This window comes from Neobacillus niacini (genome assembly GCF_031456445.1).
Lineage (GTDB): Bacteria > Bacillota > Bacilli > Bacillales > Cytobacillaceae > Neobacillus > Neobacillus niacini_I.
In genome coordinates, this window is record NZ_JAVDUQ010000022.1 from 23,271 (window position 1) to 46,026 (window position 22,756).

21 protein-coding genes are annotated in these 22,756 nt (G+C 40.1%); 19 read left to right on the forward strand and 2 right to left on the reverse strand.

Annotated features, from left to right (window positions below; translation table 11 throughout):
• Nucleotides 1–3: 3 nt before the first annotated feature.
• The 3 genes from J2Y67_RS17225 to J2Y67_RS17235 all read left to right on the forward strand — a co-directional run bounded on the left by J2Y67_RS17225 (nucleotide 4) and on the right by J2Y67_RS17235 (nucleotide 2,673).
• Nucleotides 4–1,044, forward strand: coding sequence for a Gfo/Idh/MocA family protein (locus J2Y67_RS17225; RefSeq protein ID WP_310176070.1), 1,041 nt, complete (start codon nucleotides 4–6; stop codon nucleotides 1,042–1,044).
• Between the two features lie 20 nt (nucleotides 1,045–1,064).
• A complete protein-coding gene (locus J2Y67_RS17230) occupies nucleotides 1,065–2,033 on the forward strand; it encodes a sugar phosphate isomerase/epimerase family protein (RefSeq protein WP_310176071.1) in 969 nt (322 codons plus the stop codon).
• A 157-nt stretch (nucleotides 2,034–2,190) separates the two neighbouring features.
• Entirely contained in the window at nucleotides 2,191–2,673 is a 483-nt protein-coding gene (locus J2Y67_RS17235) for a PaaI family thioesterase (protein WP_310176072.1), read from the forward strand.
• 115 nt (nucleotides 2,674–2,788) lie between these two features.
• On the opposite strand, the gene J2Y67_RS17240 is transcribed toward J2Y67_RS17235, so the two are convergent.
• Nucleotides 2,789–3,679: a TetR/AcrR family transcriptional regulator gene (locus J2Y67_RS17240; protein WP_310176073.1), complete on the reverse strand. Its 891-nt coding sequence runs from the start codon at nucleotides 3,677–3,679 to the stop codon at nucleotides 2,789–2,791.
• A 337-nt stretch (nucleotides 3,680–4,016) separates the two neighbouring features.
• Between J2Y67_RS17240 and J2Y67_RS17245 the strand changes: the two genes are divergently transcribed.
• From J2Y67_RS17245 to J2Y67_RS17255, 3 genes are all read left to right on the forward strand, one after another.
• Nucleotides 4,017–5,543 carry a DHA2 family efflux MFS transporter permease subunit gene (locus J2Y67_RS17245; RefSeq protein WP_310176074.1) on the forward strand — a complete coding sequence of 509 codons (1,527 nt, stop codon included), beginning with the start codon at nucleotides 4,017–4,019 and terminating at the stop codon, nucleotides 5,541–5,543.
• Nucleotides 5,544–5,664: 121 nt separating this feature from the next.
• Nucleotides 5,665–6,120 (forward strand): branched-chain amino acid aminotransferase, encoded by a 456-nt coding sequence (locus tag J2Y67_RS17250; RefSeq protein ID WP_310176075.1) that lies wholly within the window; start codon nucleotides 5,665–5,667, stop codon nucleotides 6,118–6,120.
• Nucleotides 6,121–6,158: 38 nt separating this feature from the next.
• The gene (locus J2Y67_RS17255) at nucleotides 6,159–6,926 is read left to right on the forward strand and encodes a cobalamin-binding protein (RefSeq protein ID WP_310176076.1); all 768 of its coding nucleotides are present in this window, start codon (nucleotides 6,159–6,161) and stop codon (nucleotides 6,924–6,926) included.
• Between the two features lie 39 nt (nucleotides 6,927–6,965).
• Here J2Y67_RS17255 and J2Y67_RS17260 read toward each other — a convergent pair whose 3' ends face one another.
• Complete coding sequence (locus tag J2Y67_RS17260; protein WP_310176077.1) at nucleotides 6,966–7,265, reverse strand: hypothetical protein; 300 nt, start codon at nucleotides 7,263–7,265, stop codon at nucleotides 6,966–6,968.
• 275 nt (nucleotides 7,266–7,540) lie between these two features.
• Here J2Y67_RS17260 and J2Y67_RS17265 point away from each other — a divergent pair, with 275 nt between their 5' ends.
• From J2Y67_RS17265 to J2Y67_RS17325, 13 genes are all read left to right on the forward strand, one after another.
• On the forward strand, nucleotides 7,541–8,053 hold the full coding sequence (locus J2Y67_RS17265; RefSeq protein WP_310176078.1) for a YbaK/EbsC family protein: 513 nt from the start codon (nucleotides 7,541–7,543) through the stop codon (nucleotides 8,051–8,053).
• Nucleotides 8,054–8,195: 142 nt separating this feature from the next.
• The gene (locus J2Y67_RS17270; RefSeq protein WP_310176130.1) at nucleotides 8,196–8,804 is read left to right on the forward strand and encodes a chromate transporter; all 609 of its coding nucleotides are present in this window, start codon (nucleotides 8,196–8,198) and stop codon (nucleotides 8,802–8,804) included.
• 11 nt (nucleotides 8,805–8,815) lie between these two features.
• Entirely contained in the window at nucleotides 8,816–9,355 is a 540-nt protein-coding gene (locus J2Y67_RS17275; protein ID WP_310176079.1) for a chromate transporter, read from the forward strand.
• Nucleotides 9,356–9,376: 21 nt separating this feature from the next.
• Nucleotides 9,377–11,623, forward strand: a complete 2,247-nt coding sequence (locus tag J2Y67_RS17280; protein ID WP_310176080.1) for a DEAD/DEAH box helicase — start codon at nucleotides 9,377–9,379, stop codon at nucleotides 11,621–11,623.
• Nucleotides 11,624–11,635: 12 nt separating this feature from the next.
• Nucleotides 11,636–11,776 (forward strand): hypothetical protein, encoded by a 141-nt coding sequence (locus tag J2Y67_RS17285; RefSeq protein ID WP_310176137.1) that lies wholly within the window; start codon nucleotides 11,636–11,638, stop codon nucleotides 11,774–11,776.
• A 477-nt stretch (nucleotides 11,777–12,253) separates the two neighbouring features.
• Nucleotides 12,254–13,603, forward strand: coding sequence for an NAD(P)-dependent oxidoreductase (locus tag J2Y67_RS17290; protein ID WP_310176131.1), 1,350 nt, complete (start codon nucleotides 12,254–12,256; stop codon nucleotides 13,601–13,603).
• A gap of 39 nt (nucleotides 13,604–13,642) precedes the next feature.
• Nucleotides 13,643–14,926, forward strand: coding sequence for an NAD-dependent dihydropyrimidine dehydrogenase subunit PreA (gene preA / locus J2Y67_RS17295; RefSeq protein ID WP_310176081.1), 1,284 nt, complete (start codon nucleotides 13,643–13,645; stop codon nucleotides 14,924–14,926).
• A gap of 13 nt (nucleotides 14,927–14,939) precedes the next feature.
• Nucleotides 14,940–16,355, forward strand: coding sequence for a dihydropyrimidinase (gene hydA, locus J2Y67_RS17300; protein WP_310176083.1), 1,416 nt, complete (start codon nucleotides 14,940–14,942; stop codon nucleotides 16,353–16,355).
• 104 nt (nucleotides 16,356–16,459) lie between these two features.
• A complete protein-coding gene (locus tag J2Y67_RS17305) occupies nucleotides 16,460–16,672 on the forward strand; it encodes a hypothetical protein (protein WP_310176084.1) in 213 nt (70 codons plus the stop codon).
• Between the two features lie 71 nt (nucleotides 16,673–16,743).
• Nucleotides 16,744–18,357 (forward strand): PucR family transcriptional regulator, encoded by a 1,614-nt coding sequence (locus J2Y67_RS17310; RefSeq protein WP_310176085.1) that lies wholly within the window; start codon nucleotides 16,744–16,746, stop codon nucleotides 18,355–18,357.
• Nucleotides 18,358–18,525: 168 nt separating this feature from the next.
• Complete coding sequence (locus J2Y67_RS17315) at nucleotides 18,526–19,986, forward strand: CoA-acylating methylmalonate-semialdehyde dehydrogenase (RefSeq protein WP_310176086.1); 1,461 nt, start codon at nucleotides 18,526–18,528, stop codon at nucleotides 19,984–19,986.
• A 102-nt stretch (nucleotides 19,987–20,088) separates the two neighbouring features.
• Nucleotides 20,089–21,444, forward strand: coding sequence for an aspartate aminotransferase family protein (locus J2Y67_RS17320; RefSeq protein WP_310176087.1), 1,356 nt, complete (start codon nucleotides 20,089–20,091; stop codon nucleotides 21,442–21,444).
• 300 nt (nucleotides 21,445–21,744) lie between these two features.
• Entirely contained in the window at nucleotides 21,745–22,701 is a 957-nt protein-coding gene (locus J2Y67_RS17325) for a sugar-binding transcriptional regulator (protein WP_310176088.1), read from the forward strand.
• Nucleotides 22,702–22,756 lie beyond the last annotated feature (55 nt).

The following is a 22,756-nucleotide window of genomic DNA, read 5'->3' on the forward strand; positions in this document are numbered from 1 at the left end:
TTTATGAGTAAACTGCGGATTGGGATTGTCGGTACCGGAGGAATTGCTATCAACCGCCATATCCCAACCTTTTTACAATTAAATGTGATGGCCTCGATTGAGGGAGTTTATGACATTGATCAGGTACGTGCCGAACAGGTTGCCTCCCAGTTTAATATTTTAAAAGTTTATCCATCTTACCAAGAAATGTTCAGAAATGTCGATGCTATTGTTATTTGTACACCAAATAAGTTCCATGCTGAAATTACCGTTGCTGCCCTTGAAGCCGGAATCCATGTCCTATGTGAAAAACCAATGGCACTGACCGCTTCAGAATGCCGGCAAATGGCAGAGGCGGCAAAAAGGTCAGGAAAAGTTCTAGCTGTTGCCTATCATTATCGTTTTATGAAAGAGGCCAGAGCCGCTAAAAAAGTCCTCTTAGCCGGGGACATCGGGAACCCGCTTGTGGTCCGCGTGCAGGCCTTGCGCCGGCGCAAGGTGCCAGGTTGGGGTGTATTTACCAATAAAGAATTACAGGGTGGCGGCAGTTTAATCGATTATGGTTGTCATCTTCTCGATTTGGCCCTTTGGTTAATGGGGAATGCGGAACCGATTGAGGTTTCCGGGTCTACCTACAATGCCTTAAGCAAAACAGAAGGAGAGGTAAACCAGTGGGGGTCTTTTGATCATCAAACCTTTGATGTCGATGATCATGTTACTGCCTATATCAAATTTTCAAACGGTGCATCGATGCTTTTTGAAACATCATGGTCCAATAATATTAAAGAAGATGTGGTTGAAAATGTCAGTATCTCCGGTGAAAAAGGTGGATTAGAGGTTTTTCCGCTTACCTTGAACTATGCAAAACATGGCATGTTGTTTAATAGCCAAGCTGCGTGGATCCCAGGGGAGGATAAGCCGGACGTGCCACAAGCAGAAAATTTTATCCAAGCTTGTCTCGGTCATGCTGAGTTGGTGGTGAATCCAGAGGAAGCGGTTAGGGTTTCTCAAATTATTGAAGCGATTTATCAAAGCAGCCTATCTGGCAACGGAATTAAATTTTAATAGAAAGGTAGTGATCATTTATGCAGCTTGGAGTATTTACGGTGTTGTTTTCCGATAAGAAGTTTGAAGAAATGCTCGATTATGTCCAAGAATCCGGTCTTACTGCTGTTGAAATTGGTACGGGGAACTATCCGGGGGATGCACACTGTGACCTTGATGGGCTGCTTGAAAATAAGGAGAAACGTGCAGTTTATCTGCAACAGTTAGAAAAGCGTGGATTGACTATAAGTGCCTTTAGTTGCCACGGAAATCCACTCTCTCCAGATAAAGAATTAGCAAGGACATCACATGAAACCTATGTAAAGACCGTACAACTAGCGGAATTGATGGAGGTTCCCGTTATAAACTGTTTTTCCGGAACTGCGGGCGACCATGAAGGAGCAAAATATCCAAACTGGCCTGTTGCCCCATGGCCAAATGAATATGGTGAGGTATTAAAATGGCAGTGGGAAGAAAAGCTCATTCCATATTGGAAGGAATGGGGGAAATATGCTGAAGACCGCAATGTAAAAATTGGTCTAGAGCTCCATGGCGGTTTTCTCGTTCATACCCCCTATACGCTTTTAAAGCTAAGGGAGGAAACCTCTAAAGCGATTGGTGCCAATCTTGATCCTAGCCATTTATGGTGGCAGGGGATTGATCCGGTTGCTGCGATTAAAATTCTTGGCAGAGAGCAGGCTATTCATCATTTTCATGCAAAAGACACGTATATTGATCAGGAGAATGTCAATATGTATGGTCTCACTGATATGCAGCCGTATGGAAGTGTGCAGACTAGAGCCTGGTCCTTTCGCTCCGTTGGCTGCGGACATAGTCTTCAGGATTGGTCTGATATGATGAGTGCTTTACGTACCTATGGCTATGATTATGTGGTCAGCATTGAACATGAGGATCCGTTAATGTCAATTGAGGAAGGATTCAGGCGGGCAGTTCGTAATTTGAAAGCGGTATTGATTGAGGAAAGACCATCATCTATGTGGTGGGTATAGATGTATAGGTTTTGGCTCGCTAATATTAAAATGGGCGAGCCTTTTATTACACCTGCGATTATTGGCTGGTTGAGGTGAAGGTCGAAACTGAAAAAGCTTCCAAAAAGCCTTTTGGTAAAAATTATGATATAATTTTTTTGAAAAAGGGGGAGAGTATGTGGAAGAACTAATTGTCAAAGCGATTCAAGATGAATATCCAGATGACTTTGCCTGGTGTTATGGTTGTGGCCGCTTGAATGAGGAGGGGCATCATTTTCGCACCGGTTGGCAAGGTGATCAGACTGTAACAATTTATTCACCAGAAGCAGCCCAATTAGCCCTGCCTGGATTTGTCTATGGAGGGATTATTGCTTCTCTGATTGACTGTCACGGGACTGGTTCGGCTGCATTAGCTTTACATCGAAAAAATGGCCATGAGGCTGGAGATGGAGCGGAGCCGCCTCGATTTGTAACCGCTTCCTTAAAGGTAGACTTTCTTAAACCTACACCGCATGGGATCCCGTTAAAAGCAGTCGGTACGGTTACTGAAATTCATCCGAAAAAGTGGAAAGTGGATGCAGAAGTCTTTGCAAACGATGAACTTTGTGCCCGCGGCGAAGTCATCGCTGTTGTTATGCCTAGTTCATTTATAACCAAATAAGTGCATATAAAAAAAGCAGTGGATATCAATTAAGTTGAAATTCCACTGCATTTTTATTGGTTAAAGTGTCCACCCCACACGTACAAAAAGAAAAAAATTCCACGGGCGGTACCTGTCACCGGTAATCGGAAATTAATTTTTCCAGTTGGTTGAGTTCTTTTTCGGCATAATATGATATTTCCGATTTTAGGGTCGCGAGGGCACTCTCAATTAGATATTTCCGTGGTGATCTAATATGCATGAGTTCTTCTTGAATAAAATTTAATAATTCGAGATATTTTTCTTGATCCTCTTCATTCGGGCTGTTTTTTGTAATCATTTTCTTTAAATCAGACCTAATTTGAATCAACTGGTCTTTTAGCTCCCGTCCATTTTCTTTACACTCAGGAATCCAGTTTGCTAGCAGTTCTGGTCCGATTAAATAATTTCCTGATTCGAAAACCTCACCAACTATGCCTACCATCCTCTCAACACTGTATCGGACGACCTTGCTGATATTTGTAATTGTGCCATTAGCAAGGTGATCGAAATGGATGTTTTGCTGCAAAATTCCCATAAACATGATAGCGCAATCCATTAAATAGGCTTTTTTATCTTCGCCAAATAAGTCAATAAATCGGTTATAGAGCCAGCGGAGCATGAAAAATTGTCCTCTTTTGAGAAATTCCTTCATTTCAGCATCATTCGAGAACATTACTTCTTCAAAAAGCGTGAAAAGCCGATTCTTTTTATTAGACCGCATTTGTATTTCCATTTGTTTAATAAAAATTTCAATATCAGACGGGTCTTGTCCGATCAGTAACTCATTCCGCTCCCTGTCCATGTTTTTAAAAATGGATTTAAAAATGGCTATTAATAATTCGTTCTTCGAAGAAAAATAATTATAGAAGGTTCCTTTTGAAATTCCGCTAAAATCTAAAATATCCTGAATAGACGTTGCTTGGAATCCCTTCTCAATAAATAATTGATGTGCTTTTTCAATCACGTGCTGCTTTCGATCTTTCATTAATATCACCTTGAATTCAATTTATCCCGCTTTAACGGGCAGTATGACCCCTTCTTCGAAGCTTTAAAATTTGAAGATATAAGTGAGGGGTAACTGCTCGTAAAAGCCCAATTGGTTCAACTAACAATCAGTGGGAGATGGAAAAAACCCCCACTGATTGAAGTTTCACTTTATACCCCTTGTATAATTCTATAGTACATTATTTTCTTTGTTAAAACAAACCCTGTGAAAAACATGGAATTTTCTTATTGCAAAAATTGAACTGCTGGTATATGATATTGTCTATGTGAAATAACAGTTCAAAAAAATGAACTATTAGTTTATAGGGGGTATTACCTTGGAGCAATCTGTTCAACAGACAAATCGCCCGCCATACGGGATTCTTGCCATCCTGATGATTGGGGCTTTCATTTCCATGTTAAATGAAACACTTTTAAATGTAGCATTACCGTCCATTATGAAAGACCTGGATGTTTCCGCATCAACGGTTCAATGGCTTTCAACCGGATATATGCTCGTAAATGGAGTCATGATTCCAGCAACAGCCTTTTTAATTCAAAAGTATACGGCAAGGCGGTTATTTTTAACAGCCATGAGTTTATTTTTATTAGGGACGATTCTTGCAGGTTTCGCAACATCCTTTCCAATTTTATTAGTGGCAAGGATGATTCAAGCCTCTGGCTCTGCGATTATGATGCCGTTATTAATGAACGTCATGTTAACAAGCTTTCCTCCTGAAAAAAGGGGAGCAGCGATGGGGCTTTTCGGTTTAGTCTTCATCTTCGCTCCGGCAGTTGGACCTACTTTATCAGGTTGGTTAATTGAACACTATGACTGGAGAATGCTCTTCCATTTCGTCACACCGATTGCTGCAATTGTCGTTTTGATTGCTATTTTCTTACTAAAAGATAAAAAGAAAGATATGGAAATTCGTCTTGATTTTCTTTCCTTTTTATTATCAAGTATAGGTTTTGGCGGTTTATTGTACGGCTTTAGTTCTGCGGGGAATAAAGGCTGGGACAGTCCGCAGGTGTATATAACGATTATCGTAGGAGCTATCTCTTTAGTCCTATTCATTTGGCGTCAATTAAAGCTTGAAGTACCAATGCTTAATTTCCGAATTTACAAGTATCCAATGTTTACATTATCATCGGCGATTTCAATTGTCATCACGATGGCCATGTTTTCTGCGATGCTGCTTTTACCAATCTATGTTCAATCCATTCGCGGAATTTCGCCAATCAAATCTGGATTACTTATGCTGCCTGGTTCTATATTAATGGGGATTATGTCACCTATTACCGGCAAATTATTTGATAAATATGGCGGACGTGTATTAGCTATTATTGGTTTATCCATTATGATTATCACAAGTTACTTCTTAAGCACCTTAACACTTCATACATCTTACACGGAGTTAATCCTTATTTACTCAGCTAGGATGTTCGGGATGTCGATGGTGATGATGCCGGTTATGACGAATGGATTAAACCAATTGCCTGCCCATCAATATCCGCATGGTACAGCAATGAACAGTACATTGCAGCAAGTTTCCGGTGCGATTGGCTCTGCATTATTAGTTACCATCATGTCTAATCGTACAAAAACGCATGCTACAGACTTGGCAGCTTCAGCGATGAAGCATTTGACTGGAAAGCCAACTCCAGAGGCATTAGCTGAAATGAAACAACAAATTGCTATGAAAGCGATGCTTGAAGGAATTAATGACTCCTTCTTAGTTTCTGTTGGAATTGCCTGTATTGCACTGATTCTTGCCTTCTTTATTAAAAGGGTTAAACCGGCAGGGAATCCGCATCAGGGAGCAGCTGACAAAAAGGTTGTCACCAAATTAGCTGAAAATTAATTAGAAGGAAACCAGGGAGTAACGATATTAAATCGTTGCTCCCTGGTTGTGTTATTTTAAAAGTTGCTATTAAAGGCTTATTATTGGGATAATATAGTTATAAGAAATGAGGAGGATTTTTATGTCTAATCAACTACTACTCGAAGATGCCTATATTGAACGCTGTAATAAAGAAACAGAAGAACTGATTGCTAAAGAAACCCATTCATTTTTAAGCCACCCCCTCGATTACTTGAAAAAAAATAACAAGGAATTTTTATACATAGAGTCCAAACACTTTGAAGAAATTCATGTTGATGCGGTTTCTTTAGAGGCGGATGATGTTTTCGGTACCTATGACGTGATGTTGGGATTAAGGCTTCAAAAGAAATTTGGTAATGCTCTAAAAGAGGAGTTAAATCATAACTTAAAAGGTAATGACGCTAAATTCGATTTGTTGTTTAGCAATGAGGACGGACTTTGGGATTTGAATTTTGCTCTGAACTATGTAGAGGGATTCGACGAGGCTTTATCTATTGGTGAGGCCTATAAGCTCATCCATCAATTTTTAGTTAAGCTGGTTGAAAAAATCAAGTGATCTGGTAAATTTATAGAAACCATGAGAGAGGTGAAACTGTGCGAGTTATTTCCTTGTGCCCCAGTAATACAGAAATTATGGAATTCCTAGGATTATCAAATTTATTGGTTGGAGTTGATGATTTTTCTGATTGGCCGGTTTCGATGGCCAATCTTCCGAGATTGGGTCCGGATTTGTCAATTAATATGGATCTGGTTGAAGAATTGAAACCGGATATGGTTTTAGCCTCTTTAAGTGTACCCGGGATGGAAAAAAACGTGGAGGCACTTAAAGAAAGAGGAATCCCCCATATTGTGTTAAATCCGCAGTCCTTATCCGATATTGAAGAAGATTTGATGAAAACGGCTGAAGCTCTTCAACAAAGAGAATGCGGTATCGAAGCTGCCAAGAGATTTCGGTACAGAATAGAAAAGGTTAAAGAAAGAGGTTTGATGACCCAAGATCGACCGGCACTTTATTGGGAATGGTGGCCAAAACCAATTTTTACCCCGGGAAAAATCAATTGGCTGACGGAGATTTCTGAAATAGCCGGAGCAAGAAACATTTTTGACGATGTTGAACTTGCCAGTGTTCAAACGGATTGGGAAGATGTTTTGACTCGAAAACCGGATTTTATTTGCCTTGCCTGGGTTGGCGTCCGCAAGTCTAAGGTGCAGAAAAGTGTGGTCACCAAGCGTCAAGGCTTTGAAAAGCTAGATTTTAAGAGTGAGAGCCAAATTCTAATTTTGGAAGAAGAACTGTACTGCAGGCCGTCACCTCGATTATTGGATGGCCTTGAAAAGCTTTATAAAATCATTCATTTATAAAAACAAGTCTTTGCGCAATTCGCAAAGACTTGTTTTTCTTTAGCTAAGTCCTTCATCTTGAATGGAAAATGGGGACCCCGACGAGGTATGCTCATTTACCCAGCCAAGAGACATCTCGGAAACGGCTGACCAATTGGGGATTTCATTTTTATGCTGTTCAACCCAGCTCATGCAAAACTGTGGATCGATATTGTATTCTAAGCATTGGGATAAAAACGATTGAATGGTTGATTCGGTGCAGTTTTGCCATGAACCGCATGTATTAAGCCAAACATTTTCCATTTTGGTTTGTAAAGATAGCTCATTTATAAAATCACTGAATTGATTTTCGTGGTTCATTTTGGACCTCCTTGTCATAAATTTCGTATTTTTTCACAAAGATACTTCATAAGTATGTCCAAGGAAAATTGAAAAAATTACTGGTATTCTTATTTATATTCACAGGGGAAATGGATGGCGATTCCAAAATATTACTACAAAGATTAAATTGTAATTAGCAGAATAATAACGAAAAAGACACATGGGTTATATGGAACCGTGTGCCTATTCTTATGTTTATTTTTTAAATTGTGATATTATTCAACATAAAAGTGATAGGGAAAGGATGAAATACGTTGTCTTTTGAAAGTGTAAAGGTCCATTTTAAACAATGGAATCGTGAGCAGGATATTATGGAATTCGAAACTTCAAGCGCTACAGTAGAGTTGGCTGCTGAAGCCATTGGTGTGATTCCCGCTCGAATAGCAAAGACATTGTCCTTTAGGGGCGATGAGGAAAAAGCAATTTTAATTGTTGCGGCAGGAGATGCAAAAATTGATAACAAAAAATTTCGCCAAACTTTTGGCTTTAAAGCAAGGATGCTTAATCCCGACGAAGTGCTCGAACAAACGGGACATGCGATTGGAGGGGTATGCCCTTTCGGATTAGCTAATGATTTGGATGTGTGCTTGGATGTTTCGATGAAACGGTTTCATACGCTGTTCCCGGCTTGCGGAAGTTCCAACTCGGCCATCGAATTAGCAATCGATGAATTATTCCAATATTCTTTTGCAAAAGGCTGGGTAGATGTTTGCAAAGGATGGCAGGAAGCTGAGAGAGAAGAAAAGTTAGCACAACATAGTATTTAAACTAAGAAAAAAGCAGTCGTTATTACAAACGACTGCTTTTTTTATGAACCTAATGACAATTTTCTGATAACAAAAGGAATCTTCTTTTTTATATTATAATAGAAAAGTAATCTCAATGCTTATTCAGGAAAGTTGGCTTGTGATGAAACCAAATTGGAAATTATTAATTGAATTATTTTGGATCTTTTTTAAAATTGCCCCCGTGACCTTTGGCGGAGGGTATGCAATGATTCCGTTAATTGAAAGGCAATTTGTTCTTAAAAAACAATGGCTGAAAATGAAGGAAGTTTCCGATATCTTTGCTTTGTCCGGTACAGCACCAGGGGCGATTGCCGTGAATTGTGCCACCTTTATTGGTTATCGGTTTGGAGGGATATGGGGCGCCATCGCAGCATTGGCGGGTATTCTTTTACCAACTGTATTGATTGTATGTTTTCTCAGCATCTTTTTTATTTTATTTAAAGGTCATTCCTATTTTGAGGCAGCTTTCCTGGGGATTCGTGCCGCTGTAGTAGCTTTAATCGTCTATGCTGCCATCGAAATATCAAAAACAGCCTTATTGGATAAATCAACTTTTATCCTCTGTGCAGGCATGGTTGTGATGATGTTGGTTTTCCAAATACATCCCATCATCGCGCTTTTTTTAGGAGCATTATCCGGAATGATGATTATCAAAGCGAAAAAATGGTTAGGGATCGCTGTTCGATTAGAAAAAATAAAGGATCCACAAAACGGTAAAAAAGCAGGGTAGGAGGGAATGGCATGTTACTGGAATTATTTTTATTATTTTTCGTGATCGGTGCTGTTTCTTTTGGCGGCGGTTATGCGATGATCCCTATTATTGAACGGGAAGTGACACAGCGCGGCTGGCTGACCACCTCTGAATTTACCGATTTTGTTGGATTAGCCGGTATGGCTCCCGGTTCGATTGCCTCAAATAGTGCGACATCCGTAGGGTATCATATTGGAGGGATTTACGGTGCGCTGATTTCTTCTCTGGCGATTACGCTTCCATCCCTAATTTTCATTCTCGTGATGGCTAAAAATTATGAAAAAGTGAAAGATCATCCACTCATTACTTCAGCCTTTTATGGGCTGCGTCCGATTGTTACCAGTTTAATTATTTATGCAGCCATCAATTTTGCGCTCTCAAATGGGGTTATTGCCTTTGATTTTTCAACAAAGATGCTGCGTATGTTCATCATTTTTGCGGTATCCTTATGTTCTCTGCTATTTTTAAAACTCCATCCGTCGATTGTGATTATCATGGCAGGAATCCTCGGAATTTTCGTATTTAGATAATAATTTATAAGGAAGGATTTAATGAATTCAACCATTACATTAATAAAAGAATGGCAGCAAACACTGCAAAATGAGATCAATTATTTAAAAAAATTCGGCAGTAATAAGCATATTGTTTCAAACGGGCGTTTTTTAACAAACGACCATGTTTTTACTTATTATTTTGATACATCAACCCCATTAAAAATTCCTGTGGGGTCATCTATAAAAATAGAGTGGGGCGGGTTAAAACAAAACGGGCGGATTTTATCATCAGAGGGCAGAGGAATCATCATTGCCCTAGAACAAGCTTGGGGAGATTTGATTCCGGAGGCTTTTTTATTTCATGATCCGTGGGAACTATTGGAACAGCTTATTCAACGCTTGGATGGAATAAAAAAAAGCAAGCAAAAACGTATTAGAGTAAGAAGGCTAATGGACCCTTCAATGCCCGCCAAGCATCCAGTTGAAAAAATCAAAAGTAATGTCCATGAATTGGTGTTACGATCTAAATACAATCCTGTAACATTTGTTTGGGGACCGCCTGGGACTGGCAAAACGTACACGCTTGCTCGAGTGGCGGCAAATAAATATTTTCAGAAAAAAAGAGTCTTGATCCTTTCGCACAGCAATCAAGCTGTGAATGTATTAATTAGTGAAATTTCTCGTTTTATTAAAAAAAAGCAGCTCTTTCAGGAGGGGGATGTCCTTCGCTATGGATTCCAAGCAGGGGGTGGTCTGCCTGATGGGGAAGTTCTGACCACTAGCCAGTTAATTGAAAAGCAGGACCCTGGACTAGCTGAGAATAAAAACTTCTTATTGGAAGAACGACGGATGTTGAAACAGGACTTAGCTCGTTCATTTAGTAAACGAGATTCCAATCAGCTTTTAGAGCTTGAAACAAAAATTGCCAAGGTATTAGAAAAGATTCGTCAAAAAGAATTGCAATTTGTCAAGGATGCACTAATTGTCGGTACGACACTTGCGAAAGCAGCCAGTGATGCCTCTATTTATGAAAAAGATTTTGATGTGGTCATTCTGGATGAAGCAAGTATGGCATATGTTCCTCAAGCTGCATTTGCTGCAACGCTCGGAAAACGCGTGATTATTTGCGGTGATTTTAAACAATTGCCGCCAATTGCCTCTAGCCGTGATGCGTTAGTCGAGAAATGGCTGAGAGAGGATGTGTTTCATCGGGCAGGTATCGTGGATTGGGTGAAAAAAGGGGAGCTTCATCCTCATTTATTTTTACTAAAAGAACAAAGACGAATGCATCCGGATATTTCGGCATTTACCAATCGCTATATTTATCAGTCGCTGGTCGGGGATCATGTAAGTGTTCAGAAAAGCCGCAATCAAATTGTTGAAAAAGCACCATTCCCGCAAAAAGCATCGCTTATGGTAGACACAAGCTTTACAGGAGACTACTGTATGACGGACCGGACCTCAAATTCTCGTATGAACGTATGGCAGCTTTTGCTTTCCTTCCAATTAATTCATGAATCCTATTTAGCAGGAGCAAAATCAATTGGTTATGTGACTCCATACCGCGCTCAGGCAAATTTAATGGAGCTTTTATTGGATGATTTGTATCAAAATGAACGGATGACCGCTGATATTATCGCTGCCACTGTCCATCGGTTTCAAGGAAGCGAGCGCGATGTAATGGTGTTTGATACCGTTGATGGCGGACCGCAGGAACGGTCTGGAATGCTGTTAATTGGCAAGGATAGTGAACGGCTCATCAATGTTGCGATAACAAGGACAAAAGGGAAATTCATACATGTGAGTAATCAGATGTTTATCCGTAAACATGTTTATCATGGGAAAACCTTAAGGCAGCTTGTTGAATATCAGGTAAAACAAAATCAAACTGTAACGCAAAGAGAGATTGGGAAATGGATTCAACATCAGCTTCCCCGGCTACAGTGGGTACATGCATTAAAACTGGAGAAGATTTTTCAGGATCTTGATAGTGCAAAGAGCTCGATTATATTATCGCTACCGGCGCATACCGTTCTGCCTGAACATTGGCAGAAGAAATTAATGAACCGTAATAACCATGTTCGATTGACGATTTTATCTCCCCGGCAGTGGGCAAATCTACAACCTAATGAATGGTTCATGAACAGTCCTTCCTTCCCTTTTTTGATGATCGATGAACATACTTTATGGCTGGGGGTACCATTTGAAGGAGCCATAGATGTTCGACCGCCTTTTGTTGCTGCTCGCGTGGAGTCCGAGAAATTAGCAAATTATTTACTGGATCAATTTCAAATTCAATTGTAGAATGAAAACTTCTTGTTTAGTCATGACCACAACGGAAACATGCTGGAAGATGTACTGGCCGCAGGAAAACATCAAGCAAAACGAACCGTTACGGTTGCGGAATGGGTTAAAAAAGCAAATCAATGGAATTTTACAAAAAGTGCTCTGAGTTGATTAGAGCACTTTTTGTTGTTTTCGACATTTTTTTAGACGATGTCGAAATGTTTATTGCTCAAAAGTAGAGATTAAATAAATTTATTCGCTATATTTTTACATTTTTTTTAATTTGATTATGATAAATTGATATAGTATTCGAAAGAGTACAAAGTACGATCACCTCACAAATTTTGTTTTTCATTTCTAAACCTGCACATTTAACATCATTTACTCGTTTTTCATTCATTTTAGTCAGAAAATTCATTTTACATATTGGTTAATAAAAAGCTTACATTATTTTACAGATTGTGTAATGAAATGCATTTTTAAGGTCTGTAAAATAGAATTAAGATGCAGAATTTTCTGTAGTATTTTTTGGAAAAGGGGGCTGAATTTTTCAAATCTAGTAAACCAATCGTTATTTTGTAAAGCGCTTTCATTTTTACTAGAATCCTATTCATATATAAGGAGGGTTTCTCATTGGCAAGTGAAAACATGCAGCGTATTTCCTTAACCAATCTTGAAAAAAACTTTCAAGAAGTTGAATCAGCCCTAACAAACCGTGAAGCAATTGAAGAGGCAAACCGATGCCTTTATTGTTATGATGCTCCGTGTATAAAGGCCTGCCCAACCGGGATTGATATTCCAACATTTATTAAAAAAATTGCCTCTGGAAATTTGCTTGGATCAGCGAAAACGATTATGTCCTCCAACCCCGTTGGCGCTAGCTGTGCAAGGGTATGTCCTACAGAGGAGCTTTGTGAGGGTGCGTGTGTCTTAAATCATTCTACAAAGCCGATTATGATTGGCAACCTGCAAAGATATGCGACCGATTGGGCGATTCAAAATGAACAAACTCTCTTCCAGCCTGGTGAGTCTAACGGGAAATCAGTTGCCATTATCGGCGGCGGTCCTGCGGGATTATCAGCTGCCAGGGAACTTGCCCGGTTTGGGTATGATGTAACGATTTTCGAATCAGCAGAAAAAGCGGGCGGATTGAATACCTTTGGGATTGTCTCCTTCCGTTTGCCACAATCCATTTCCTTCTGGGAAGTCAATCAAGTTGAAAAATTGAATGTCAAAATCAAGACGAATACGATGGTGGGCAGAGATGTGTCACCAGAATATTTAAAGGAAAATTTTGATCTGATTGTTTTAGCAGCGGGAATGGCGCATGTTCCGAACCTTGGTATTGAAGGAGAGGAACTCGAAGGTGTGCATGATGCAATCGAATTTGTAAAGGCAACTAAGGGCGGACAGCTCAAAAATGACTTTGTTGGAAAGCGTGTAGTGGTCATTGGGGCGGGGAATACCGCCATTGATGGTGCAACCTGTTCCGTTCGTTTGGGCGCTGAAAATGTAAAAATTCTCTACCGGAGAACGGAAGAGGAAATGACCGCTTATGACTTCGAATATGAATTTGCCAAACAGGATGGAGTCGAGTTCCGCTGGTTAACAGCACCGAACCGGATTCTTGGAAAAAATGGGAAGGTAACCGGTATTGAGTGCATAAAAATGATGCTTGGTGAACCGGAAAAAGATGGGCGCCGCCGCCCTGTTCCAATCGAAGGCTCTGAATTTATCCTGCCGGTTGATGCGGTAGTAAAAGCTATTGGACAAACCAGACATCTACCGTTAATTGAGTCGCTTGGACTTGAGCATAAAGGCGGAGTCGTTCAAGTCAATCAGGTAACCTTCCAAACCTCTGAAGCAAATATTTTTGCCTGCGGTGATATTGTGTTCGGTAAAGGAAAAGGCGATGCGATGGTTGTTACAGCGGCCCAGCAAGGAAAACAGGTTGCTTACGCCATTCACAAACAATTCACTGTAGTAGAAACAGTTTAATAGGTTGATATTATTTGGAAATGGAAGGGAGTAAAAAGGATGGCAGATTTACGAATTAATCTTGCGGGGATCAAGTCTCCAAATCCGTTCTGGCTTGCTTCGGCACCTCCTACGAATTCAGGCTACCAGGTACAGCGGGCATTTGAAGCCGGTTGGGGGGGAGCTGTTTGGAAAACCTTAGGTGACCCGATTTTGAATGTATCTTCCAGGTTTGCGGCTGTTAGCTTTAACGGGCAAAGAGTCGCAGGCTTTAATAATATTGAATTAATTACCGACCGGCCATTGGACGTCAATTTAAAAGAAATCTATGAAACAAAAAAACGCTTCCCGAATCATGCGATCATCGCCTCCTTGATGGTCGAGCCAAAACAGGAAAAATGGCATGAAATTGTCAAGCGTGTCGAGGATGTTGGGGTGGACGGTCTTGAGCTAAACTTCGGCTGTCCCCACGGTATGGCAGAGCGGGGAATGGGGGCTGCTTCCGGACAGGTACCGGCCCTAGTGGAAAAGCAAACCTTCTGGGTTAAAGAGGTTGCAAAAACACCAGTCATTGTAAAATTAACGCCGAATATTACCGATATTACGGCAACGGCTGAAGCAGCTGTTCAGGGTGGTGCTGATGCCATCAGTATGATTAACACCATTAATAGCTTGGCTGGGGTTGATCTCGACACTTGGAATACGATTCCGCATGTTGCCGGTAAAGGTGCTCACGGCGGCTATTGCGGTCCTGCTGTTAAACCAATTGCCCTCAACATGGTGGCGGAATGTGCCCGCCATCCTCGAATCAACGTACCAATCTCCGGAATCGGCGGAATTTCAAATTGGCAGGATGCTGTAGAGTTCTTGCTCATGGGTGCAACAGGTGTTCAGGTATGTACAGCGGCCATGCATCACGGCTTCCGAATTGTTGAAGACATGATTGAGGGCTTGAGTCATTATCTAGATCAAAAGGGTATTTCCTCCGTCACAGAAATTGTTGGTAAATCAGTTCCAAAATATTCGGATTGGGGTAATTTGGACCTTAACTATAATATTGTAGCAAAAATTAATACTGATGTTTGTATTAACTGTAATAAATGCCATATTGCGTGTGAAGATACATCCCACCAATGTATCGATATGCTGACTGATGCAAATGGAAAGGGCTATCTCAAAGTACGTGAAGAGGATTGTGTCGGTTGTAATTTATGTTCGATTGTCTGCCCGGTTGATGGAGCAATCGACATGATTGAGGTTCCAAACGAACTGCCGCCAATGACATGGAACCAGCGCCAAGCAGCACTAAATGCAGCTACTGAATGTAAGGTTGATATAAAATAGGAGGGTTATTCCAATGAAAAAATTAATTAAAAATGGAACAGTTGTCACAGCTTCCGATATCTTTCAAGCGGAGATTTTAATCGAAGATGGAAAAGTAGCACAAATTGGGACGAACCTCCCAACCCTTGGAGCTGAGGTTATTGATGCAAAGGGCTGTTACGTATTCCCTGGCGGGGTGGACCCTCATACTCATTTCGACATGCCTTTTGGCGGTACCGTTACAAAGGATGATTTTAAAACAGGGACAATTGGTGCGGCTTTTGGCGGGACGACAACCGTTATTGATTTTTGCTTAACAGACAAAGGAGTCCCATTAAAAAATGCTATCCAAACCTGGCATGAAAAGGCGGACGATAAAGCAGTCATCGATTATGGCTTCCACTTAATGATTGGCGAGATTAATGACGAGGTTCTTGCCCAGCTCCCACAAGTCATTAATGAAGAAGGAATTACTTCCTTTAAGGTTTTCATGGCTTATAAAAATGTCTTACAAGCAGATGATGAAACTTTATTCAGGACACTTGCTTTCGCGAAAGAACATGGCGCACTTGTTATGGTTCATGCCGAGAACGGTGATGTTATCGATTATTTAACGAAAAAGGCGCTGGCTGATGGAAATACCGATCCGATTTATCATGCGTTAACAAGACCTCAAGAATTAGAAGGTGAAGCTACCGGGCGCGCGGCGAAGTTAGCCGGACTGGCAAACTCTCAATTGTATGTCGTGCACGTTACTTGTGCTGATGCAGTAGAGCAAATTGCTGAAGCACGCAGAAAGGGCTTTAATGTTTGGGGTGAAACTTGCCCGCAATACTTAGTCCTTGATCAAAGTTATATGGAAAAACCAAATTTTGAGGGAGCAAAGTATGTTTGGTCGCCGCCTCTAAGAGAAAAGTGGAATCAGGATGTGCTTTGGAATGCTTTGAAAAATGGCGAGCTGCAAACACTTGGTTCTGACCAATGCTCATTTGATTTTAAAGGGCAAAAAGAATTAGGCCGCGGTGATTTCTCGAAAATTCCAAACGGTGGACCAATCGTTGAAGACCGTCTTTCCATCCTATTTTCTGAAGGTGTGAAGAAAGGCAGAATCAGCCTAAACCAATTTGTTGAACTCACTTCCACAAGGGCTGCTAAACTTTTTGGTTTATTCCCGAAAAAAGGAACCATCGCAGTGGGGGCAGATGCCGATATTGTCATTTTTGATCCAATTGTTGAACGCGTGATTTCTGCTGAAACCCATCATTTGGCTGTTGACTATAATGCCTTTGAGGGCATGAAGGTTACGGGTGAACCGGTTTCCGTAATGGTTCGTGGCGAATTTATTGTCCGCGATAAGCAGTTGGTTGCAAAACCAGGATCAGGTCAATTTTTAAAGAGAGCAAAATACAATACGCCTGTCATTCAAAGCGAATCATTACCGATTAACTAAAATACATCTACGAATCAGCAATTGTTTTATTAAACAATTGCTGATTCGATATTTTCGGAAGGAAACAATAAGTTATATGTAGAATGAAATAAAGGGGGGATACCATGTCAGAATATCATCAGTTTCTAGATGAACGGGATAAAATCGATTTTCTTATTCAAAAAGGTTTTCGGATACATGGAGTCAATGAACATTTAAATGGTTCAACCGTAGATTTTGTTCATCCTGAAGAAAATAAAACAGAAACACTTCTGATTGGAAATGCAAATGCAAGAAAATACTTTTCAAGTTTGCTTATTCAACAGAATCAAGGCTGATATAAAATAAGGATTGGTTTTTATGCCAATCCTTTTTGAAATTAAATTTTACATAAAAAGGGGCCAGATACATGAAAGAAAATTTCCAGCTTAAGGTCTCCGATATTTTACGGCGTAAGCACTTTGAAAATGCCTTGGTTGTGGCAGGAGCAGAGGGACTGCAGCGAATCGTCAAATGGGTCCATGTCGTTGAAGTAAAAAGTATCCGTAACCTGCTGAGTGGTCAGGAACTTATATTATCAACAGGTGTTGCCTGGAAAGAAGACCATCTATTTTTCACAATGGTTGAACAATTAATTGAAATTCAGGCGGCAGGACTATGCATCGAGCTTGGAACCTATTTAACTGAAATTCCGGCTGAAGTCATTGAAATTGCCAATCTGCATCAATTTCCCATCATCGCTTTTCAACAAGAAGTTCCATTTGTTGAGATTACCCAGGATATCCATTCCGTCATGATCAATCAACAATACCGGATGATTTCTGATTTAGAAAACTATTCGCAAAGCTTGAATAAACGGCTGCTATCCATTGAAACGTATGAGGATATCCTCCAATTTATTTTTTCGTCTTTAGATGTTCAAATTATTTTCCGCCTGAGAAATCAGGAATATGAGTTTATTCCAGAAATCAATGGAGATGAACAAAAGTCTTTCATTAAAAAGCTGGAAGCTGGAAAAACCGGCACGAACAATCAATTTGCTTATGCACCGATTTATTTGTTTGGACAGGAATACGCTGAGCTCTATCTGTATTCAACTGAACTTCCCATCAGTGAGTTTGATTTATTGATTTTGGATCGGACCGCAACGGCATTGGCACAGCATTTGTTAAGGGATTTGTATGTGGAGGAAAAAAAACGCGTTGAAGAATTTGAATGGCTTCAGGGGTGGCTCGACGGCGAACATTCAGAGGAAGGGATTAACGAATATTTACTTGAGCAGGGGATCAAGCCGAAAACCAGTGATGCCGTTGTTTTAATTGCAAAGGTTTCAGCTGTAAAGGAAAAATCCAGTCAAGATGTTACCTACTTAAAACTATTATTCCGCTCTGTTTTTGAACAAAATGGTTTTGCTGTTTTTTCCGTCGAAAAACGAAATGCCCTGGTGTTTATTTTGTTGAATAATCGAACAAAAAAGAATTTAAAGGAACGAATCAAAAAGGCAATTGAGTCCATCCATGAGTCTGAGTTCATGAAAAAACAAAGTACAGCCAAAATGTTCATTGGAACTGGCAAGTTTGTCGAGTCACTAAGCGAACTCCATAAAAGCTATTTTACCGCAAAAGAAACGGTAAGAATTCATCAGGAAATGACCAAAAAGCAACTCTACAGCTTTTATGAGGATTTACATTTGTATCGACTCATTTCCCAAATTAATAAACATATTGATCTACAGGAGCTTGTTACGGAATATTTACAGCCCGTTATACAATATGACCAAAAATATAATGGAAAGCTGCTTGAAACCTTAAAAGCTTATTTAGAATGTAATGGGTCGAAACAGGAAACTTCAAACAGACTTTTTATCGTAAGACAGACCCTTTATCATCGTCTCCAAAAGCTTGAAAACCTATTGGGAAATGATTTTATGGAGCATGAAAAACGGGTAGCCATTGAATTTATGATTCTCGTAAATGATTATTTAGCTCCCTCGGGGCAAAAAAAGGAATTCAAGGCTCGTTAGTCTTCAAGATTTAATCAATATTTTAGAAGAGTGTTCACAATGTCGAAAAAATAATGCTAGCCATTTTACACTTTGTCTAATGAAAGCCTTTTAATTATGAGCGATAATTAACACATAGGGATTTCCAATATTCAAAAAACTTAGGTTAAATAATAAGGAGGACAAAACATGAGCGTGACAAAAAATGATACAGTTGTTTTAAAAAATTATATTAACGGTGAGTGGATAAACTCTAACAGTGAACAAACACTTGATGTGCTAAATCCAGCAACAAATGAGGTTTTGGCGAAAGTTCCAGTTTCAACGAAGGAAGATGTAGAAAAAGCAGTAGCAGCTGCAAAAGCGGCCTTTAAAGAGTGGAAAAACGTACCGGTTCCAAAAAGAGCTCGTATTCTATTTAAATTCCACACTCTTTTATCTGACAATCATGAAGAGCTTGCTAAATTGATTGTTCAGGAAAATGGTAAGGCCTACAAGGAAGCCTATGGTGAGGTGCAGCGCGGGATTGAATGTGTTGAATTTGCTGCAGGTGCACCGACTTTAATGATGGGAGAAACACTATCCGGAATTGCAGAAAATATTGATTCGGAAATGTTCCGTTATCCAGTAGGTGTTGTGGGCGGGATTACGCCATTTAACTTCCCAATGATGGTTGCCCTTTGGATGTTCCCAATGGCTGTTGCCTGCGGAAATGCATTTGTCTTAAAACCATCAGAGCGTACACCACTTTTAGCCAATCGCTTGGCAGAACTATTTACTGAGGCAGGGGCCCCAAAAGGAATTTTAAACGTTGTGCACGGTGCACACGATGTTGTAAATGGATTACTTGAACATAAAGATGTTGCCGCTATTTCTTTTGTTGGCTCTCAGCCGGTTGCCAAATATGTTTATGAGCGGGCAGCTGCAGAAGGCAAAAGAGTTCAAGCATTATCCGGTGCGAAAAATCATCATATTGTAATGCCGGATGCTGATTTAGATAAGGCTGTTCAAAATGTTATCAGCTCCACATTTGGAAGTGCTGGTCAACGTTGTATGGCATGTAGTGCCGTGGTCGTTGTTGGTGATAATGCACCATTTATCGCGGCATTAAAGAAGGAAGCAGATGAAATAATCATTGGAAATGGTATGGATGACGAAGTGTTATTGACTCCTGTTATTCGTAAAGAACAACGAGAAAAAGCTCTTGGTTATATCGAAAAGGCGCTTCAAGAGGGTGCTGATTTAATCCGAGACGGGCGCAGAGAAATGAATGATCTTGCGGAAGGAAATTACTTAGGACCCACTATTTTTGATCATGTTACACCGGATATGACGATTGCGAAAGAAGAAATTTTTGGTCCTGTTTTAAGTCTTCTTCGTGCAAAAGACTTAGATGAAGGGTTGGAATATATCCGCAAATCAAGATTTGGTAATGGAGCAACTATTTATACGAATGATGCCAAAGCGGTTCGTCAATTCCGTGAAGAAGCAGATGCTGGTATGCTTGGGATTAATGTAGGTGTTCCTGCAACAATGGCCTTCTTCCCATTCTCAGGCTGGAAGGATTCCTTCTATGGTGATCTTCATGTTAACGGAAAAGATGGCTTAAACTTCTATACTCGTAAAAAAATGATTACTTCCCGTTTTTAATAAGCTTTCGTGCTGATTTGGGGCTTTCACCAGGGGCCACTTGACGCATCATTAATATGGAAGAATATACTATTAATAAAGCATGATTGGAGTGTTGATAAAATGGTTCAAACTAGTGGATCACAGGAAACATTACTCGAACAGGATGATCGTTATCTTTGGCATGCGATGAAGCCTTATAATCCCAATGCAACCATCGTGGCACAGAAGGCGGAGGGTTCATGGGTTACCGATACAGACGGAAATCGCTATTTAGATGCCATGGCAGGGCTATGGTGTGTGAATGTTGGCTATGGAAGACAGGAGCTTGCAGATGCAGCTTATGAACAATTAAAGGAAATGGCCTATTTTCCGCTTTCCCAAAGCCATGTACCAGCTATTAAACTAGCAGAAAAGCTTAATGAAATGCTTGGAGATGAGTATGTAATCTTTTTTTCCAACAGCGGTTCGGAAGCGAATGAAACCGCATTCAAAATTGTCCGCCAGTACCACCAGCAAAAAGGCGACCACAATCGCTATAAAATTGTTTCCCGCTACCGTGCGTACCATGGTAACTCGGGTGCAGCACTGGCAGCAACTGGCCAGGCACAAAGAAAATACAAATACGAGCCGCTTTCTGCTGGCTTTGTTCATATTGCTCCACCGGATTCTTATCGGGATGATACAAATGTATCAAATCCGCATGAATTGCAATCTGTTAAGGATATTGACCGTGTGATGACATGGGAGTTAAGTGAAACAATTGCGGCGATGATTATGGAGCCAATTATTACTGGGGGAGGAATTCTTGTTCCGCCGGAAGGATATATGAAAGCAGCAAAAGAAATCTGTGAAAAGCATGGTGCCCTATTAATTGCAGATGAAGTCATTTGCGGATTCGGCCGCACCGGTAAACCGTTTGGATTTATGAACTATGGTGTGAAACCTGATATCATTACGATGGCAAAAGGTATTACCAGTGCCTATCTTCCATTGTCTGCAACAGCTGTTCGTAAGGAAATTTACGAAGCGTTTAAAGGCACGGAAGAATATGATTATTTCCGTCATGTAAACACATTTGGCGGTAACCCTGCAGCTTGTGCATTGGCACTAAAAAATCTTGAAATCATGGAAAATGAAAAATTATTTGACCGTTCCCGTGATTTAGGAGCTAAGGTATTAAATGACTTAAAGAACCTGCTGCAAAACCATCCATATGTTGGAGATGTCCGCGGTAAAGGGCTTTTAATCGGTCTTGAATTAGTAAAGGATAAGGCAACAAAGGAACCACTGGATGTTGCTTTTGTTAATCAGGTCATTGCAAGGTGTAAGGAGAAAGGTTTATTGATTGGTAAAAACGGGGCAACAGTTGCCGGATATAATAACGTTCTAACTCTTTCACCACCATTGAATATTGAAGTGGAAGATTTAGAGTTTGTCGTTAAAACGTTAACGGATGCTCTAAATAAATTAGTTTAAGTTATGAACTTGCACTCGTAATCCTCAGATTACGGGTGTTTTTTGGTGCAAAAACTAAACCGCAATTTTATAAATTGTTCACCCACAAACGAAGGAATTTTGTCCATAACACTTCATTTTAAAAAATGCCAGAATTTTTTGATAGATGTAATTGACAGTAAAAAATGGTAGGTTATAATAAAATTAGCAAAAGTTCAAAATTTATTTTACATAATTTCAATTCTAAAATGAAGAATTTTTTTGGATTGTATGTAAACATTTTCTTTGAAAAATTCCCAATAAAATTAAGGAGAATTGCTTATGGCGGATGAAAAAATTTCTCGCTTGGTAGAAGTGGCTAAAATGTATTATCAATTAGACTATAGCCAGCAGGAAATTGCACAGAAACTAGGTATTTCCCGCCCAACCGTCTCCAGACTTCTTGTCCAGGCAAAACAAGAAGGCATAGTACAAATCAAGATTTTTAATCCGGCTGAAGATGTTGAAGAAATTGCAAGGCAATTGAAGGAAAAATTTCAGCTTAAAGACTGCATTGTTACGCCCGTAGCAAACTTTGAAGATCCAACAATAAAGGAAAAACTGGGTGAAGCAGCGGCTGATTATCTTTATAAGATTGTTGAAAGTGGCGATACAATCGGGATTACCTGGGGAACCACGATCTATCAGCTTGTGAAAAAAATGCAGCCGAAGAACGTAAAGGATGTTACCATTGTCCAGTTAAACGGCGGGGTAAGTTATTCAGAGTCCAATACGTATGCAGCTGAAATTGTTAATGGATTGGCCAACGCTTTTAATACAACACCACATTTTTTACCAGTACCGGCCATTGTAGATTCAATGGTTGTCAGACAAGCGATTGTGGCAGACCGGCATGTGAAAAAATTGCTGGAGTTAGGTAAAAAAGCCAATATTGCCATTTTTACAGTTGGTGAGCCGGGTGACCAATCGACACTGATGCATGCGGGCTATTTTTTCGATTCTGATATTGAAATTTTAAGGGAAAACAAGACGGTTGGGGATATTTGTTCACGGTTTATTGATCGTAACGGGCAAGTATGCAATGAAACCTTAAATGATCGCACCATCGGAATTGAACTCACAGATTTAGCTGAGAAAGAATATGGAATTCTGCTGGCAGGGGGAGCATCCAAAATTGACGGGATTTATGGGGCTCTTACTGGTCATTATGCTAATACTCTTATTACTGATCAGTATACAGCGAAATCATTACTCGAAATGGAAAGTGATGACCAGTAATGGAGAAGGAAAAAGGCGATACATCCTCAAGGAAGTTTTTAAAAGAAAAGGATAA